This window comes from Acrocarpospora catenulata, assembly GCF_018476525.1.
In the GTDB taxonomy this organism is placed as follows: domain Bacteria; phylum Actinomycetota; class Actinomycetes; order Streptosporangiales; family Streptosporangiaceae; genus Acrocarpospora; species Acrocarpospora catenulata.
Genome location: NZ_JAHCST010000022.1, coordinates 41,805 through 57,299, shown reverse-complemented (window position 1 = coordinate 57,299; position 15,495 = coordinate 41,805). Strand labels below are relative to the sequence as shown.

Genomic DNA, 15,495 nt, shown 5'->3' with positions numbered 1-15,495 from the left:
CCACCTCTGGCTACGCTCGGTAGTCGGATCGGGGGAGGATCATGGGCTGGGTCGTCGTCTTCGCCGTGCTGGTGTTCGGGCTGGCCGCGCTGGTGTTCAGCCGGTTGTGGCGGTACGGGCGGCCGGACGAGGACGGCGGGGCCGGGACGATCGACCTGGCGGTCCACATCGCCCTGGCGGTCTTCCTGGTGGTGCTGGCGTACGCGGTGGTGCTCTGCCGGGACGCGATCTCGGCCGCCGACGCGGACGTGGGCGCGGAGGCGGAGAGCCTGACCGAGCTCTACTGGGCGGCGGCCCCGCTGCCGGGAAGCGGTCATGTCAGGTCGCTGGTCCGGTCCTACACCAGCCAGTCGATCAAGCTGGACTGGCCGCTGATGGCCGCCGACCGCACGCTCTCCCCCGAGGTGGACCGGGCGTTGCTCGACCTGCGGGCGGCGGTGACCCGGCTCGCCTCCGCCAGTCCGGTCGAGGAGGACCTGCGTACCGAGGCGCTGGCCCGGGCCGCCGAGGTGAGCCACGCGCGGGCGCTGCGGATGGACGACGCGACCACCGAACTGGAGCCGGTCTTCTTCACCGCGATGGTGATCTCGGGGCTGCTGGTGATCGTGTTGCCGTGGACGTTGCGGCGGCGGCCCTCGATGCCGTCGATCGTGGCGGATGTGGTGCGAATTGTCACGGTTGTCGCGGGCATCGTGCTGGTCACGGAGATCGCTCACCCGTACGGGGTGCGGGGCGCCGTGGAGCCGACCGCGCTGGAGGCCGCGCAGGCCCAGTACGACCACATCGACAAGGCGTTCCCGGTCAGTTGAGCCGGGCCCGCGTCACGGCGCTCGCCGCGACCACCACGACCCCCGTCAGCAGCACCACGAGCAGCAGGTCCCGTTCCGTGCCCTTCCGCCGGGCCGCCCAGCTCTCCCCGCCTTCGTGCGTGACCCGCTCCTGCGCCCGCCCCGGCCGCTCCACCCGCCACGACTCCGGCACACCGGGCGTCATCCCGCTCCGGGGACGGAACGGCGGCAGCAGGTGCCCCGGGTTCATGTCCCGCACGTCGGGGGTCATCGGGCTCGGCCGCGGCTCCAGACTCGCGCTCGGCCGGACCTCCGACGCGAGTACGGCCGATGGCGCGCTGGTGCAGCCGCCGAGAACCCCAGTCGTCAGCACCATGCTCATCACAGATGTCGTTCTAGCACGTCAATCCCGCGAAACCCGGAAGCACCCGCGGGAGGTTCCGGGATATCGCGCGACCAGCCATTCGTTAAGGAGGCGGATCCCCGGGTAAAGCCGGGGAAAAGCCACGAGGAGGTCTGGGATGGCCAAGGCGCGACGAGCGGCCCAGGTGTACCACGCGTACCGGGACATCTCCCGGCCGGGCACGCCCGGTCTGCTGGAGCGGGTCCGTGCGCTGCCCCGGATGATCGGCGCCACCCGGCGCGGCGAGTACGGCGGCCTGAGCAAGGGCAAGCTCACCATGCTGGGCCTGGCCGTGCTCTACATCGTCTCCCCCATCGACGCGATCCCCGACTTCCTGGTGGGCATCGGCGTGGTGGACGACTTCGGCGTCTTCCTCTGGCTGATGGCCACGCTGCTCGGCGAGAGCGGAGACTTCCTGCGCAGCGAACGCGGCGGCCACGTCCAGGGCGAGCACGTCCGTGGAGACCAGCACCACGGGCGCTAGCGCGCGCTCAGAGTTCCTCCATGCGCAGCCACGCCCGGGACGGCAGCGGATGCCCGAAGAGCCGGGCGGCGTTGCCGTACGCCACCCGGGCCAGGTCCGCCGGGGGCAGGTTGCCCAGCCGGTGGCCGACCGCGCGCTGGGTGTCCGGCCAGGTCGACTCCGAGCGCGGGTAGCCGCTCTCCAGCAGCACGTGCTCCATGCCGACCGCCATGCGCACGCCGCTGAACGCGGTGTCGTCCAGGGTGCCGAAGTAGAAGTTGCGCCGGAGCACCTCGCTCGGCTTCAGCCCGCCCTCCCAGCTGGTCTCGGCGGCCACCGGGTGGTCCAGCGCGTAGTCGACCCGCTCGGAGAGCATGGGCAGCCAGCCCACCCCGCCCTCGACGATGAGGATGCGGAGCGCGGGAAACCGCAGCGGCACCCCTGACCAGAGCCAGTCGGCGCAGGCGAACATGGCGCTGGCCGGGATCAGTGTGGTGATCGCCTCGATCGGGGTGTCCGGGGAGGGCACCGGGGCCCAGGAGGAGGCTCCGGTGTGCAGGCACACTACGGTGCCGGTCTCCTCGCAGGCCGCGAAGAAGGGATCCCAGTGCCCGCTGTGAATGGACGGCAGGCGGAGCCGGGTCGGGAACTCGGGGAAGACCACGGCCTTGAAGCCGCGGGAGGCGTTGGCCTTGATCTCGGCGGCGGCGACCTGCGGGTCGGGCAGCCAGGGCAGCTGGAGGGCGATGATGCGCTCGGGGTAGCTGCCCGCCCAGACGTCCACGTGCCAGTCGTTCCACGCCTTGACCAGGGCCAGGCCGAGTTCCTGGTCGCGGGTTCTGGCGAAGGCCATGCCCGCCTGATTGGCGAGCATGCCGGGGAAGTTGACCGACGCCCAGATCCCGGCACGGTCCATGTCCTCGATGCGTGCCTCGATGTCGTGGCACCCGGGGCGGATGTCCTCCAGCCGGACGGAGTCGAGCGTCCACTGCTCCCTGGGCAGGCCGGCGCCCACGTCGAGACCGGCGATGGGGTAGGTGGCCCCGCCGTACCGCCAGACCTGGTGGCCGGCGTCGGTTTCCACCATCCTGGGGGCGGCATCCTCGAACTTCGCCGGCAGCCGGTCGGTGAAAAGGTCAGGCGGCTCGATCAGGTGGTCGTCGGCAGAAATGATCACATAGTCCCGCCGCCTCGGCTCTGGGTCGGGAAGCAGCGGCGTGTTCACGGGAGTCAACGGTAGAGGCAAGGAATAACACCAAACAAGCTGCGAGGTCTCCGGTTGGTATCCGTTCGTTCACCCCGTGGCGCATGGACCGGTCGGCTGGCGATTAGGCGGCCGGATGAGCGGGATGTCGGCTAGTTTCAACCTTACGGGGCAACGGGAGGCCTGGCGTGGAAATGCGACAGCCGTATCGGCTGATCGGGCTGTTTCTGCGGGTGTTATTGCTGTGCGTGCTGATGTGGGGCGTGATCGTCAGCATTCCCAGCCTCTCCTTACCCGGGGGGACCCCAGCGCAGTTCGAACAGGCGCTGGACCAGGACCGGGTGACCTTCGTGATCTACCGGTCCACTCCGGAACAGGTGACGTCCGTGAAGTGGGCGGAAGGGGCGTTCTCCTGGCACTACGCGGGGGTGAGTTATCCGGTCGACGCGTTCATCGGCCGGACCTGGGAGGTGCCCACCAGGAGCGAGTCCGACAGCAACCGCTGGATTCCGTTCTGGGTGTACATCACGCCCGTCAAGTACGGCTGGGTGGTGGCCGTGGCCTGGGCGCTGGCCCTGGCCGTCATGCTGGGCAGCGTGCCCAGGCTGGCCAACAGATGGGCCTGGCTCTGGCTGTTCACGGTCGGTCAGATCGGCGCGATCCTGTTCCTGCTACTCGAGCCGCGTTCGCTCTGGTACGGCACCCAGCCCCAGGACCCGCCCCGTTACCGCAGGACCGGCGGCGTCGGATGCCTGAACGCCATCGGCCTGGCCGTCGTCACCGTGGCGCTCGGCGCCCTCGCCGGAGCGCTCATCGAGGCGGTCCGCAGCAGCACGTAGGTCCCGGGCCTCCCGCCGGATCAGCATCAGCCAGCCGCCGATGGCGATGCCGATGAACAACCACCACTGCACGCCGTAGGCGAGGTTGAGCCCGCCGCCGTTGCCGAGATCCGGCTCGGGCACCGGCTCGGGCGCGACGGCCGCCGCCGGTTCCTGGTGGGTCAGCTCCACGAAACCCCCGTACAGGGGGTACGGCAGGCCCAGTTTGTCCCCGTTGATCAGCAGGATCTGGCGCGGGGCCAGCCCTTGGCGGTCGCTGATGCCCGTGCTCTCCTCGGTCTCGGCGGGCCGCAACCTGCCGGTCACCTTGACCTCGCCCGCCGGTGGGGGCGGCACCTCGGGCGTGCCGTCCGCGTCGGTCCCGGCCTTGACCCAGCCCCGGTTCACCAGCACCGCGGCCGTATCCGTCTTCAGCGGGGTGAGCACGTAGAACCCGACCTCGCGGTTCTGGGTGCGCCGCCGGACCAGCAGCTCCTGCGCGGGGTCGAAACTTCCCCGTACGGTCACCGTGCGGAACTTGTCCGCCTCGCGTACGGCGCCGCCGACCGAGGTCAGCTCCGCCAGCGGCACCGTGGGCGCGGCCACGTTGGCCGAAGTGCGGTCACTGGCGGCGGAACGTACCTCGTACCGGCCGAACTGCCACTGCCCGAGCAGCACGAAGGCCGGGATGACCAGCAGCACGACCACGTGCAGGGCCAGCCAGCGTGGGGTCAGCAGGAACCGGTACACGCATCAAGACTAGGCAGGAGGCAGGGTGCCCGGTCATCCGGCCAGGCGCTTGAGCTTGGCGCCGGGCCCCGGCAGGGGCGTGACCTCCCGGGCGCCGTCCACCTCGTGACCCTCGGCGCAGTGCATGCGCTGCTCGATCGGGGCGCCGCAGCCCCGGTGGGTGAGCAGCATCGGCGGACCCTCCGGATCGGCCAGGTACCGGTCGCCCCAGGCCATCAGCGACACCATGATCGGGTAGAGGTCGAGACCCTTCTGGGTCAGCCGGTACTCGTCCCGCTGCCGCTGGCCTGGCTCCTGGTAGGGCACCTTGCGGAGCAGGCCCTCCGCCACCAGCCGGGTCAGCCGGGCGCTCAGCACCTGGCGCGGGGCGCCGGTGCCGGCCCGCAGGTCGGCGAAGCGCCGCACCCCGCCGAAGACCTCCCGCAGCACGAGGAAGGTCCACTTCTCGCCGACGACGGCGAGCGTTCGCTCGATCGAGCAGTTGTCCAACCGGAACGCGCCGCGCTCCGGAACACCGTCCATGACACGCATCGTAAACCCCTGCAAGCGGCTCGATCTGAGTCTACTTGACAGACCTAGGAGGGCAAGGAAGGCTGAGTCCATGCAGAGAACTCAGGTGCGCGTGTCCCGGCCCGTCGGGGTCGACGTGCGGCCGGCCCGGCTGGACGACCGGGAGCGGGTGCGCGAGTTCCTGCTCGGGCTCTCCCTGGCCACGCAGACCCAGCGGTTCTTCGCGGGGATGACCCGGCCGTCGGCTCGCGTGCTCCAGACCCTGGTGGCCAGGGACGAGCGGCGGGACGCGCTGCTGGCGGTCACCGAGGAGCGGGTGATCGGCCACGCGATGGCCTACCGGGACGGTCCGCGGGTGGAGATCGCGGTGGTGGTCGCCGACGAGTGGCAGAACCTGGGCATCGGCTCCCGATTAGTGCGCACCCTGCTCCGCCGCCATGCCGCGGCGGAAACCCTCACCATGGACGTCCTGGGCGGCAACCGGCGCGTACTGGACATGATCCACCGAGCCTGGCCAAAGGCCACCATGACCGTCGAATCCGGATCTGTTCAGGTCAGCGCAGAACTCATATTTGCAGAACAAGGTTCTGTTGGGCCACCATTGACGGTGTGAAGAGCGCGAAGAATGGTCGTGACGGCCGGACCCGGATCATCGAGGGCGCCTTGCGCCGGTTCAGCCAGGACGGCGTCTCCGCCAGCACGCTGGCCAGCCTCCGCGAGGAAAGCGGCGTCAGCGTAGGTAGTTTCTATCACCATTTCGCTAGCAAAGAACATGTATTCGGCGTTCTCTACGCCGAGACCCTCGGCATGTACCAGGACGCCTTCCTCACCGAGCTCACCCGCCACGAGGAGGCCAAGGCCGGCATCGAGGGCGTCGTCGCCATGCACATGGCCTGGTCAGGCGAGCACCCGGAGCGGGCCAGGCTGCTGAGCAGCGAGCGCCCGCCGCGCCGCAACGAGCCCGCCGGCACCGAGGTGGTCGAGGGCCGCCGGGCCTTCCTCAGAAAGGTCGCCGACTGGTGGCGCCCGCACATGGACGCCGGCCTGCTCCGCCCCATGGGCTCCACGCTCTGCTACGCGCTCTGGCTCGGCCCCGCCCAGGAGATGTGCCGCCTCTGGTTCGCGGGGGCCCACCAGCCCACCGAAGAGGAGATCAAGGAGCTCGGCCAGGCCGCCTGGGCCAGCCTGAAGGTCTAGCCGGCCTGAGCGACCCCGGGCTTCCTGCCGCTAGATTTCTCTCCTGTGAAAGCTCCCACCGACCTGCTGCGACGCCTCCGAGACCGGTTCCAGGAGGCCGGCTACACCCTGGACGGGGTGCGCACCCGGCTCGGGGACACCGCCGCCGCCGCGCTCGCCCGGGAGGAGCTCGTCCCGGCCCTGCGCGCCACCCGGGACGCCGACCCGCTGGGCACGCTGATCCGCCTCTGGTGGCTGGGCGTGCCGGTCAGCATCGCCGCCGTGGATCTGCCGCTCACCGACCTCATCCGGTGCGGCCTGCTGGTCCGGGTCGGCGACTCGGTCCAGGCCGCCGTGCACCTGCAGCCCTGGGAGACCGGCGGCTACCTGGTCTCCGACCGCAAGGTCCGCCCCGGCGACCCCGCGCTGCGCAAGGACCACGTGGTGGGCGCCGGCGGCGCCTCCGCCAACCTGGCCCAGCTGGTCACCAGGGAACCCGCCGGGCGCGCCCTGGACCTCGGCACCGGCTGCGGCGTGCAGGTCCTGCACCTGGCCGAGCGGGCCGAGGAGATCGTCGCCACCGACGTCAACCGCCGGGCCCTGGACTTCGCCCGGCTCAGCTGGGAGCTGTCCGGCATCGACGGTGTGGAGGCCCGCAAGGGCCCGCTGTTCACCCCCGTCGAGGACGAACACTTCGACCTGATCGTCGCCAACCCGCCCTTCGTGATCTCCCCCGCCGGCCGCTACACCTACCGCGAGTCCGGCCACCAGGCCGACTCCTTCTGCGCCGACCTGGTACGGCAGGCGCCCCACCACCTCAACCCCGGCGGCCACTGCCAGCTCCTGGCCAACTGGCTGCACGTGGCGGGCGAGGACTGGCAGGACCGCGTCGGCGGCTGGCTGGCCGGGACCGGCTGCGACGGCTGGGTGGTCCAGCGCGAGGTCCAGGACCCCGCCGAGTACGTCGAACTCTGGCTCCGCGACGCCGCCGAGCAGGGCACCCACGCCTACCGCGACCGGTACGACGAGTGGCTGGCCTGGTTCGACCAGCAGCGGGTGACCGGGATCGGCTTCGGCTGGATCACCCTGCGCGCGACCGGCAGCCTCGACCCGGTGGTCCGCGTCGAGGAGCTCAGGCACCGGGTGGAGCTCCCGGTCGGCGGCCACCTGACCGCGATCCTGGACGGCATCGCCGCCGCCCACCGGCTAACCGGCGACGAACTGCTGACCGCCGCGCTCCGGCTGGCCGACGGCGTGGTCGAGGAGCGCACCGGACCGCCCGGCGCCGAGCATCCCGCCGTGATCACCCTCCGGCAGACCCGCGGCCTCTGCCGGGCCTCCACCGTGGGCACGGTGGAGGCCGCGCTGGCCGGGGTGGTCGACGGGCAACTGCGGCTGGGCGCCCTGCTGGCCGCCATCGGCGAGCTGACCGGCGAGCACGACCTGACCGAGCGCGCCCCCGACTCGGTGCGGGCGCTCATCGCCGAAGGCTTCTTCACGGCGGTCACCGGGACGGCAATCGAACGCTGATCCGACGCTGATCCGGGTCCGGGATGGTGAAGCCCTGGGCACGGACCCTGGGGGTTCGGGGTCCTGTCAAGTCCGGCCGGCCGTCGTAGTGAGGCGGCTGGCTGCCAAAAGGCGCTCCGGTAAACCGGGCCCCCCTATGCGCCGATTGGGAGCTGACGGCCGGCCGGGCGCCATCTTCCCCCCTGCGCTGGAGGCTGCGGTGATCAACCACGTCTGGATGACCCGGTTGGACGACGTGCTAGGTCTCGACCTTGCTCTCCAGGAGACTCCGCACGTCCTCGGCCTCGGGGGAGCCGAGCCGGGTGAAGAGGTCGAGGGCACGCTGTAGCGCGTCCCTGCTCCGGGTGGTGCTGCCCAGGCCGCGCAGCGCCTTGCCGAGGGCGGCCAGCGACAGCGCCTCGCCGTACGGGTGGGTGATCTCGCGGGCCACGTTCAGCGCCTGCTCGGCGTGGCGGGCCGCGTCCTGGAACCGCCCGGCCTTGATGAAGGTGTCGGCCAGCCGGACGCAGACCCGCTGCTCCCAGACCCGCTGGTTGCTGGTGCGGAAGAAGTCCAGGCACTCGGCGTGGTGCACCACCGCCTCGTTGAGGCGGCCAACCGCGGAGAGCACCACGCCCAGGTGGTAGCGGGCCCGGGCCACCCCGGCCGCGCTGCCCAGCTCGGTGAAGATGGCCAGGCCCTGCTCGGAGACCTCGATGGCGTCCTGCGGGTGCTTCAGGCCCAGGTGGTCGCGGGCCGAGTAGGAGAGGGTGAGCGCCTCCCCGGCCAGGTTCCCGGCCCTGCGGTAGATCGTGGCGGCCCGGTCGAACCACTCCAGCGCCTCGGTGTGGCGGCGCTGCCGCCCGGCCACCACGGCCAGCGCGTTGCAGATCTCGCCGAACACGACCTGGTCGCCGGTCCGCTCGGCCAGCGCCAGGGCGGCCTGGAACTGGTCCTCGGCCTCGGCCATGCGGTTGGCGCCGAAGAGCACCCGGCCCAGCACGTACCGGCCGCGCAGCTCGGCCAGGGGATGCCCGGCGGCGGCCTCGATCACGGTACGCGTGCGCTGGTCGAACTCGCGGGCGCTGGCCCCGGTCTCCAACAGCGGCTCCATCGCCACCAGCAGGTCGGCGGCCGGCAGGATGTCGCCGGCGGGCGGCTCGGCGGCCTGGCCGAGCAGCGCGAACAGGGCCTCGCTCTCGGCGATCAGCCAGGCCACCGACTCGTCCACGGAGCCGAAGGTGTGGCCGCGGTGGCCGATCACGGTCAGGTTGTCGGCCACCGAACTGCCCTCGTAGGCGAGCTTGTGGGCGGAGCGGGCGGTCGCCAGGTAGTAGCCGAGCAACCGGCGCAGCGCCTGGGCCTGGGTGGCCGGCTCGTCGGTGGCCTCCGACTGCCGCCGCGCGAACAGCTTCAGCAGGTCGTGGAAGCGGTACCGGCCGGGGGCGGGGGCCTCCAGCAGACTGGTGTCGACCAGCGACTCCAGCACGTCCTCGGTCTCCACGTGGCTCAGGTCCAGTACGGCCGCCGCCGCGAAGACCGAGATGTCGGAGCCGTTGGGCAGCGAGAGCAGCCGGAACGCGCGGGCCTGGCGGGGGTCCAGCTGGCCGTAGCCGAGCGCGAAGGTGGCCGAGACCGCCTGGTTGCCGATCTTCATCTCGTCCAGGCGGCGGCGCTCGTCGGCCAGCCGGGGCACCAGCGAGGCGACCGTCCAGGACGGGCGGGCGGCCAGCCGGGCGGCCACGATCCGCACCGCCAGCGGCAGGAAGCCGCAGGCGGCCACCACGTCCATGGCGGCGGCCCGCTCCGCCGAGACGCGCTCGGCCCCGGCCACGGCGGAGAACAGCGAGAGCGCCTCGTCCGGCTCCATGACGTCCAGGTCGATCAGGCGTGCCGCGGGCAGGTCGGCCAGCTTGCCGCGGCTGGTGATGATCGCGGCGCAGCCGGCCGTGCCGGGCAGCAGGTGCTCCACCTGGTCGGCGTCCCGTGCGTTGTCCAGCAGCACCAGCATGCGCCGGTCGGCCAGCAGCGAGCGGAACAGCGCCGAGCGTTCGGCCAGGCCGTCCGGGATCACGTCCACCGGGATGCCGAGCGCGCGCAGGAAGGCCACCAGGGCGGTCTCCGGCGGGGTCGGCTCCTGGCCGTAGCCGCGCAGGTCGGCGTAGAGCTGGCCGTCCGGGAACAGGTCGTGCACCCGGTGGGCGACGTGCACCGCCAGGGTGGTCTTGCCCACCCCGCCGATGCCGGACATGGCCACCACCGGGACGCCCTCGCCGCCGCTGAGCAGCATCAGCATCCGGTTGACCAGCTGTTTGCGGCCGGTGAAGTCGGTCACCGCGGCCGGGAGCTGGGCCGGTTTCGGCATCTCCACCAGGAACTCGGGTTCCTGTTCTGCCGGGCGGGCGGGCGCCTGCCGTACCGGGGCGGGGGTTCGGGTGAGGGCCAGCGCGGGGTCGTTGGCGAGGATGCGGCGGTGCAGGTCGGTGAGCTCGGCGCCGGGTTCCAGGCCGAGTTCCTCGATCAGCGTGTGCCGGGTCTCGGTGAAGACGTTCAGGGCCTCGGCGGAGCGGCCACAGCGGTGGTAGGCCAGCATCAGCTGGGCGCGGGGCTTCTCCCTGAGGGGGTGGTCGGCGGTGAGCGCGATCAGCTCGGACACGATCCCGGCGTGCCGGCCGAGCTCCAGGTCCAGGTCCATCAGCGTCTCGATCACGCCGAGCCGCCGCTCGACCAGCCGGCCCCGCTGGTGCTCGGCGTACGGCCCGACCGCGCCGGCCAGCGGCTCGCCGGTCCACAGGGCCAGCGCGTCCCGTAACTCGCCGGCGGCCTGCTCGGCCTCGCCGGAACGGTGGGCGGTCTCGGCGGCGGCCACCCCGCGCTCGAACCGGGTGAGGTCGAGGGCCTCGGGCGGCAGCTTCAGCGCGTAGCCCTTCCCGACCGAGGTGAGCAACGCCGGAGGGGTACGGGGGGACCTGTCGGGTTCCAGGACGGTGCGTAACCGGGAGACGTACGTGCGGAGGGCGCCGAGGGCGCGGGGCGGGGCGTCCTCGCCCCAGATGGCGTCGATCATTTCGGACGGGGTGACGGCCCGGCCCTCGCGCAGCAGCAACATCGCCAGGATGGAGCGTTGCAAGGGGGTGCCCAGGTCGAGCTCGACCTCGTCCCGCCAGGCCCGCACGGGGCCGAGCACGGCGAAGCGCAGCCCCTCGTCGGCGCCGCGACCAGCCATCTTCGTCCCTCTGCTACCCAATGGGAAGTTTTCCGACCAAATGATAGATCCCATCCGGCCAGGCCAATAGTCGCGCACCCCTCGTTAACCTGCGCGCCACCCGGAGTTGGCCTGCCTCGGATCTCGGCAATCGGGCGTTGATCGGGCGTTGACCGCTTGGGCCGATGCTGTAGCCACGTGAGACATGACCCCTGCGGGGGCGGTCATGGCTCATCAAGATAGAGCGCACAAAGTTGGAGTCCCTTCCGGGTTGGGGAACCTGGGAGGGACCTTCCGTGCTTCCCTACCGGAAAAACACAGCGCGGCCCGTCCCCGAGGGGGCGGGCCGCTCCGTTCCGTGTTGGGTAGAAGGGTCAGGCTGCTTCCACGAGGCCGAGCCTCGCGTGGAGACGTTCTCGGACCATCGGCCATTCGGAGCGGAGGATCGAGTAGTACGCGGTATCTCGGACCGTATCGTCGGCGCCCCGGCTGTCCGCCCTTCGCACACCGTCCAGGTGCGCGCCGAGGGCCTCGATGGCGGCCCGTGATCTCGTGTTGCGTACGTCTGCCTTGAGGGTGATCCGGTGAACCTGCCAGGTCTCGAAGGCGAGGGAGAGCAGCAGCAGCTTGCTCTCCCGGTTGACACCGGTGCCCTGGGCTGAGGCGCCCAGCCAGGTGTAACCGATGTCCGCCACGGACGGGACCTCGCCCACCACGCCCTTGGTCCCCGGCGGCCAGGGCATGGGGCCCTGCCAGTACTCCAGGTGCATCAGACGGGTGGCACCGACCACGCGATCGGTGTGCAGCCACCGGATGGCGAAGGGCATGGACCGGCCCTCCGCCTGCTCAGCCATGGCGGCCTCCACGTAGGAGACCATCTCGTCCCGTCCCTCCGGCACGCGGGTGAACGCGTACGTCGAACGGTCCTCACTCGCCGCGATGACCAGGTCGTCGACCATCGCGAGGCTGAGCGGTTCCAGGCGCACGGAGCGCCCAGACAGGGTGACAAAAGCGGGCATGAGCACATGATGGGGGCTCCGTGTCATGTGTGGTACCAAATGACACACGACATCTTGTGGAGGCTATGGTTAAGTACCCAACGGAACCGCAAAACCGCAGGTCAGACAAGCAGAAGCTGAGCCTCGGAGCCCGATTTCCGGGGTAAAGATTCGACAAACATCACTAACGCGGCCGGGCCGGGGTGAGGGCGGATCTTCGGGCGGTCAGATCGGTCAGCGCGGCCTCCAGGAAGTCGAGGGAATCGGTGATCCACGGGAGGGAAAGCGGATCATCGGAACCCAGGGCGATCAGGCGTTGTTCGGGGGTCGTTCCGTAGAGCAGGCTGGTGGCCACCCGGACCCTCGGGGTCTCGGGGGTGTCGCCGAACGCGGAGCCCGGCAGGACGCCGATGCCGTACTCGTCGAGCAAGGTACGCGCGAGCCGCTCCGAACCCCCATGCCCCGAAATTTCGGGATAAAGGTAGAAACCTCCTTGGGGTGGGGCCAGGGTCGCGCCCGCCTTCGTGAACCGTTCGGCCACCGCGCGGGCCACGGCACCGTGCAGCCGCCGCGACTCGGCCACCCTGGTGACGATCTCCTCCGGCTCGGTGAAGGCGTACGCCGCCGCGTGCTGGACCGGGGCCGCGGCGCTCGACCAGATCTCGCTGGCCACCGCGAGCAGCCGGGTCCGCAGCTCGCCCTCGGGCAGCCGCGCCACGCCGATGCGCCAGCCGCCGAGCGCGAGGTTCTTGCTCAGCCCGGTGGTGATCACCGTACGCTCGGGGGCCACCTCGGCGGGGCTCAGGAACTCCGCGGTCGGATCGTGCACGAGGTCGCGGTAGATCTCGTCGGAGATGATCGTCAGGTCGAGGTCCCTGGCGAGTTCGGCCAGCCGGCGTACCGTCTCCGGGCGGGCCAGGCGTCCCGTCGGGTTGTCGGGCAGGGTCAGCAGGATCGACCGGACGGTACGGCCCTGCGCACGGGCCTGCCGTACCGCGGGGATGAGCAGATCAGGGTCGGGCACCCCACCCTCGCCGGGAGGTGCCGGGACCATGATCGGCCGTACCCCGATGATCTCCGCCTGGGCGGCGTAGGTCACCCAGCTGGGCTGGGGCAGCACGATGTCACCGCCGATCGCCACCAGCAGCCCGAAGAGCAGGGCCTTACTGCCGGGGGCGGCGGCCACCAGCTCAGGACCGGTGGGCAGCCCGCGCCGGGCCCAGTACCCGGCCGCCGCCTCGCGCAGCGCCGCCGAGCCGGCCACCGGGGGGTAGGAGTTGCTGCCGCTCGCCTCGGCCAGCCGGGCGCTCAGCTCCGGATGCACCGGCAGGCCCGCCTCGCCGAAGGCCAGATGGAGCACCCGTTGCCCGGCCCTTCGTCTTCGCTCGATGTCCTCATTGGCGGCCAATGTGGCCGAAAGAGTAACGTTCATCACTTTCTCCCCACTAAGCGGAACGTTCCCAGCCTGAGGCGGGTAAGGCATCACGACAAGCGAGGCTTTTCGGTGCTGGGCATAAGGAGAACCGATGCTTGAACTGCGGCGTTTGACCTTGATTTGTGAGTTCGCCCGCCGTGGCAGCATCGCGGCCGCCGCCGCCTCACTCGGCTACAGCGCCTCCGCCGTCTCCCAGCAACTGGCCGCCCTGGAACGGGAGGCCGGGGTGGCGCTCATCGACCGCACCTCGCGCAGCGCCGAGCTCACCGACGCAGGGCGGCGGCTGGTGGCCCACGCGGAACGCATCCTCGCTCTGGTCGAGTCGGCCGAGTCCGACCTGTCCAGCCACGCCGCCACCCCGTCGGGGCGGGTGGTGGTGACCGCCTTCCCGACCGCCGCCGTGGCCTTCGCGCCCGCGCTGGCCCGCTCCCTCGAATGCCACCCCCAGCTCTCGCTGCGGCTGATGCAGAGCCGCTCCGGGCGGGGCATGCGGGAGGTGGAGTCCGGCGAGGTGGACATCGCGCTGGTGGACGACTGGTGGGGCCGGGTCAGGCAGCACTCCGCGCTGAGCGTCTTCCCGCTGCTGGACGACCCGCTGGTGCTGGCCGTGCCGCGGCGGCACGCGCTGGCCGACCCCGACGTGCCGCTGGAGCCCGCCCGGCTCAGGGACGAGGCGTGGATGGCCACCCCGGAGGGCGAGCCGTCCAGGACCGCCGTCGACCGGCTGCTCGCCGACGTCGGCGGCGCGCCCCCGGTGGCCTGGGAGTTCGAAGGTCTCGGCACCATCCTCAGCCTGGTCGCCAAGGGCATGGGCATCGCCGCGGTGCCCGCGCTCGCGCTCGCCGCCGGGGTGCGCGGGGTCGTGGTCCGCGAGTTTCCCGGCGAGGTGATCGAGCGGCGCATCTACGCCGTCGCCCGGGCCTCCAGCGTGCACCGTGCCTCGGTGGCGGCCACCCTGCGGGCGCTGCACCAGGCAGCCAAGGTGCTCGCCGCCGATCTGCCCCATCTCACCCGGCCCCGGGGATAGGTTGTCCGGCGTGAGCCCTACGTACGAACTGGAACGGCTGCTCTCCGCCGAGGGCACCCGGCTGGTGGCCGGAGTGGACGAGGTCGGGCGGGGCGCCTGGGCGGGGCCTGTGGCGGTCTGCGCGGTGGTGACTGATCTGTCCGAGCCGCCGGCGGGGCTCACCGACTCCAAACTGCTCAGCGAGAAACGGCGGCTCGCGCTGGTCGCCGAGATCGAGTCGTGGGCCGTGGGGATCGGGCACGGCGAGGCCACCGTCGAGGAGATCGACACTCTCGGCATGACCGAAGCCCTGCGCCGGGCGGCCCGGCGCGCCCTGGAGGCCCTGCCGGTCCGGCCAGGGGCGGTCATCCTGGACGGCAAGCACGACTACCTCGGGTCCCCTTGGCCGGTCCGCTGCGAGATCAAGGGCGACCAGGGCTGCGTGTCGGTGGCGGCGGCGTCGGTGCTGGCCAAGGTCCGGCGGGACGCCCACATGGCCACCCTCGGCCACCCCGAGTACGGCTTCGCGGAGAATGCCGGTTATCCGTCCCCCGCGCATCAGGCGGCCCTGGCCGAGTTCGGGCCGACGCCGCATCACCGGCTCTCCTGGTCCTACCTGGACGACCTCCCGCAGTGGCGGCATCTGAAGAAGCACCGGCACACGCTGGCCGGGGAAGGACAGCTGTCGCTCTTCGGGTGAGCCGTCGGCTTTCTGGGGGCTGGACGACCAGGTAGATCGGTCGTCCAGCCCCTTCGTCTAGCAGTCGACCAGGTAGATCGGTGGTCTAGCTCCTTCGTCTAGCAGTCGACCAGGTCCGGGCTCTGGTTGAGCAGCTGGGCGCGCGGGCTGGTGAACACGGCCAGCGCCTCGGTCGCCTCAGGGGTGAAGACGGCCACCTTGTGGCAGTTCTGGAAGGCCAGGCGGACGCCGAAGTGGCGCTCCAGCGCGGCGCGCATGGCGTCGCTGGCCAGGCAGCGGAGCAGCTGGCCACGGGCCTGCTCGTCCGGGGGCGGCACCAGGTTCTCGGCGGACTCGCTCCCGGTGGCGGCCCGCTGCTCGACCAGACCGCTGATCACCGACCAGGCGTACGGCAGCGAGTCGCGGACGCAGGCCACGAAGGCCGCGTCGTCCACCTCGCCGGCCCTGGCCCGGTCAAGGAGCTCGTTCGGAACGGTCAGCGACATGTGCTCTCCTCTCAAGAGATCGACCCTGACGGTATGCCGGGCCGA

Annotated in this window: 15 protein-coding genes; 7 read left to right on the top strand and 8 right to left on the bottom strand. The window is 71.3% G+C overall.

Annotation, left to right across the window (positions count from 1 at the left end):
- Window positions 1–41: 41 nt before the first annotated feature.
- Window positions 42–809: a bestrophin-like domain gene (locus KIP79_RS23000; RefSeq protein WP_214106969.1), complete on the top strand. Its 768-nt coding sequence runs from the start codon at window positions 42–44 to the stop codon at window positions 807–809.
- Here KIP79_RS23000 and KIP79_RS22995 read toward each other — a convergent pair.
- The gene (locus KIP79_RS22995; RefSeq protein ID WP_214106968.1) at window positions 802–1,170 is read right to left on the bottom strand and encodes a hypothetical protein; all 369 of its coding nucleotides are present in this window, start codon (window positions 1,168–1,170) and stop codon (window positions 802–804) included. The two genes, KIP79_RS23000 and KIP79_RS22995, sit on opposite strands and share 8 nt — an antisense overlap.
- 139 nt (window positions 1,171–1,309) lie before the next feature.
- Here KIP79_RS22995 and KIP79_RS22990 point away from each other — a divergent pair, with 139 nt between their 5' ends.
- Window positions 1,310–1,675 carry a YkvA family protein gene (locus tag KIP79_RS22990; RefSeq protein WP_214106967.1) on the top strand — a complete coding sequence of 122 codons (366 nt, stop codon included), beginning with the start codon at window positions 1,310–1,312 and terminating at the stop codon, window positions 1,673–1,675.
- A 7-nt stretch (window positions 1,676–1,682) separates the two neighbouring features.
- Here KIP79_RS22990 and KIP79_RS22985 read toward each other — a convergent pair whose 3' ends face one another.
- The 3 genes from KIP79_RS22985 to KIP79_RS22975 form a co-directional block, all read right to left on the bottom strand.
- Entirely contained in the window at window positions 1,683–2,879 is a 1,197-nt protein-coding gene (locus KIP79_RS22985; RefSeq protein WP_214106966.1) for an amidohydrolase family protein, read from the bottom strand.
- 650 nt (window positions 2,880–3,529) lie between these two features.
- Window positions 3,530–4,426 (bottom strand): SURF1 family cytochrome oxidase biogenesis protein, encoded by an 897-nt coding sequence (locus KIP79_RS22980; protein WP_214106965.1) that lies wholly within the window; start codon window positions 4,424–4,426, stop codon window positions 3,530–3,532.
- 33 nt (window positions 4,427–4,459) lie between these two features.
- On the bottom strand, window positions 4,460–4,948 hold the full coding sequence (locus tag KIP79_RS22975; RefSeq protein ID WP_214106964.1) for a winged helix-turn-helix transcriptional regulator: 489 nt from the start codon (window positions 4,946–4,948) through the stop codon (window positions 4,460–4,462).
- Between the two features lie 79 nt (window positions 4,949–5,027).
- Here KIP79_RS22975 and KIP79_RS22970 point away from each other — a divergent pair, with 79 nt between their 5' ends.
- Genes KIP79_RS22970 through KIP79_RS22960 form a run of 3 tightly spaced genes read left to right on the top strand, consistent with a single transcriptional unit; the run spans window position 5,028 to window position 7,642 of the window.
- Window positions 5,028–5,549 (top strand): GNAT family N-acetyltransferase, encoded by a 522-nt coding sequence (locus KIP79_RS22970; RefSeq protein ID WP_214106963.1) that lies wholly within the window; start codon window positions 5,028–5,030, stop codon window positions 5,547–5,549.
- Window positions 5,546–6,133 (top strand): TetR/AcrR family transcriptional regulator, encoded by a 588-nt coding sequence (locus tag KIP79_RS22965; RefSeq protein ID WP_214106962.1) that lies wholly within the window; start codon window positions 5,546–5,548, stop codon window positions 6,131–6,133. The genes KIP79_RS22970 and KIP79_RS22965 overlap by 4 nt, the downstream gene beginning before the upstream one ends.
- Window positions 6,134–6,178: 45 nt before the next feature.
- Window positions 6,179–7,642, top strand: a complete 1,464-nt coding sequence (locus KIP79_RS22960) for a DUF7059 domain-containing protein (RefSeq protein ID WP_214106961.1) — start codon at window positions 6,179–6,181, stop codon at window positions 7,640–7,642.
- A gap of 238 nt (window positions 7,643–7,880) precedes the next feature.
- Here the strand turns inward: KIP79_RS22960 and KIP79_RS22955 are convergent, their stop codons facing one another.
- The 3 genes from KIP79_RS22955 to KIP79_RS22945 form a co-directional block, all read right to left on the bottom strand.
- Window positions 7,881–10,847: an AfsR/SARP family transcriptional regulator gene (locus KIP79_RS22955; protein WP_214106960.1), complete on the bottom strand. Its 2,967-nt coding sequence runs from the start codon at window positions 10,845–10,847 to the stop codon at window positions 7,881–7,883.
- Between the two features lie 353 nt (window positions 10,848–11,200).
- Window positions 11,201–11,845 carry a GNAT family N-acetyltransferase gene (locus KIP79_RS22950; protein WP_214106959.1) on the bottom strand — a complete coding sequence of 215 codons (645 nt, stop codon included), beginning with the start codon at window positions 11,843–11,845 and terminating at the stop codon, window positions 11,201–11,203.
- A 163-nt stretch (window positions 11,846–12,008) separates the two neighbouring features.
- Window positions 12,009–13,256, bottom strand: a complete 1,248-nt coding sequence (locus tag KIP79_RS22945; RefSeq protein ID WP_214106958.1) for a pyridoxal phosphate-dependent aminotransferase — start codon at window positions 13,254–13,256, stop codon at window positions 12,009–12,011.
- A 94-nt stretch (window positions 13,257–13,350) separates the two neighbouring features.
- Between KIP79_RS22945 and KIP79_RS22940 the strand changes: the two genes are divergently transcribed.
- Together KIP79_RS22940 and rnhB are read left to right on the top strand one after the other, a co-directional pair.
- Window positions 13,351–14,286 (top strand): LysR family transcriptional regulator, encoded by a 936-nt coding sequence (locus tag KIP79_RS22940; protein ID WP_214106957.1) that lies wholly within the window; start codon window positions 13,351–13,353, stop codon window positions 14,284–14,286.
- A 10-nt stretch (window positions 14,287–14,296) separates the two neighbouring features.
- The gene (gene rnhB, locus KIP79_RS22935) at window positions 14,297–14,965 is read left to right on the top strand and encodes a ribonuclease HII (RefSeq protein ID WP_214106956.1); all 669 of its coding nucleotides are present in this window, start codon (window positions 14,297–14,299) and stop codon (window positions 14,963–14,965) included.
- A gap of 98 nt (window positions 14,966–15,063) precedes the next feature.
- Here the strand turns inward: rnhB and KIP79_RS22930 are convergent, their stop codons facing one another.
- Entirely contained in the window at window positions 15,064–15,450 is a 387-nt protein-coding gene (locus tag KIP79_RS22930; protein ID WP_214106955.1) for an SCO5389 family protein, read from the bottom strand.
- Window positions 15,451–15,495: the final 45 nt, after the last annotated feature.

Bases quoted from the DNA above. Each gene is read 5' to 3' on its own strand.
- KIP79_RS22970 (WP_214106963.1), top strand. From the start codon at position 5,028: ATGCAGAGAACTCAGGTGCGCGTGTCCCGGCCCGTCGGGGTCGACGTG.
- KIP79_RS22955 (WP_214106960.1), bottom strand. From the start codon at position 10,847: ATGGCTGGTCGCGGCGCCGACGAGGGGCTGCGCTTCGCCGTGCTCGGC.
- KIP79_RS22990 (WP_214106967.1), top strand. From the start codon at position 1,310: ATGGCCAAGGCGCGACGAGCGGCCCAGGTGTACCACGCGTACCGGGAC.
- KIP79_RS22940 (WP_214106957.1), top strand. From the start codon at position 13,351: ATGCTTGAACTGCGGCGTTTGACCTTGATTTGTGAGTTCGCCCGCCGT.
- KIP79_RS22995 (WP_214106968.1), bottom strand. From the start codon at position 1,170: ATGAGCATGGTGCTGACGACTGGGGTTCTCGGCGGCTGCACCAGCGCG.
- KIP79_RS22950 (WP_214106959.1), bottom strand. From the start codon at position 11,845: ATGCCCGCTTTTGTCACCCTGTCTGGGCGCTCCGTGCGCCTGGAACCG.
- KIP79_RS22975 (WP_214106964.1), bottom strand. From the start codon at position 4,948: ATGGACGGTGTTCCGGAGCGCGGCGCGTTCCGGTTGGACAACTGCTCG.
- KIP79_RS23000 (WP_214106969.1), top strand. From the start codon at position 42: ATGGGCTGGGTCGTCGTCTTCGCCGTGCTGGTGTTCGGGCTGGCCGCG.
- KIP79_RS22930 (WP_214106955.1), bottom strand. From the start codon at position 15,450: ATGTCGCTGACCGTTCCGAACGAGCTCCTTGACCGGGCCAGGGCCGGC.
- KIP79_RS22945 (WP_214106958.1), bottom strand. From the start codon at position 13,256: ATGAACGTTACTCTTTCGGCCACATTGGCCGCCAATGAGGACATCGAG.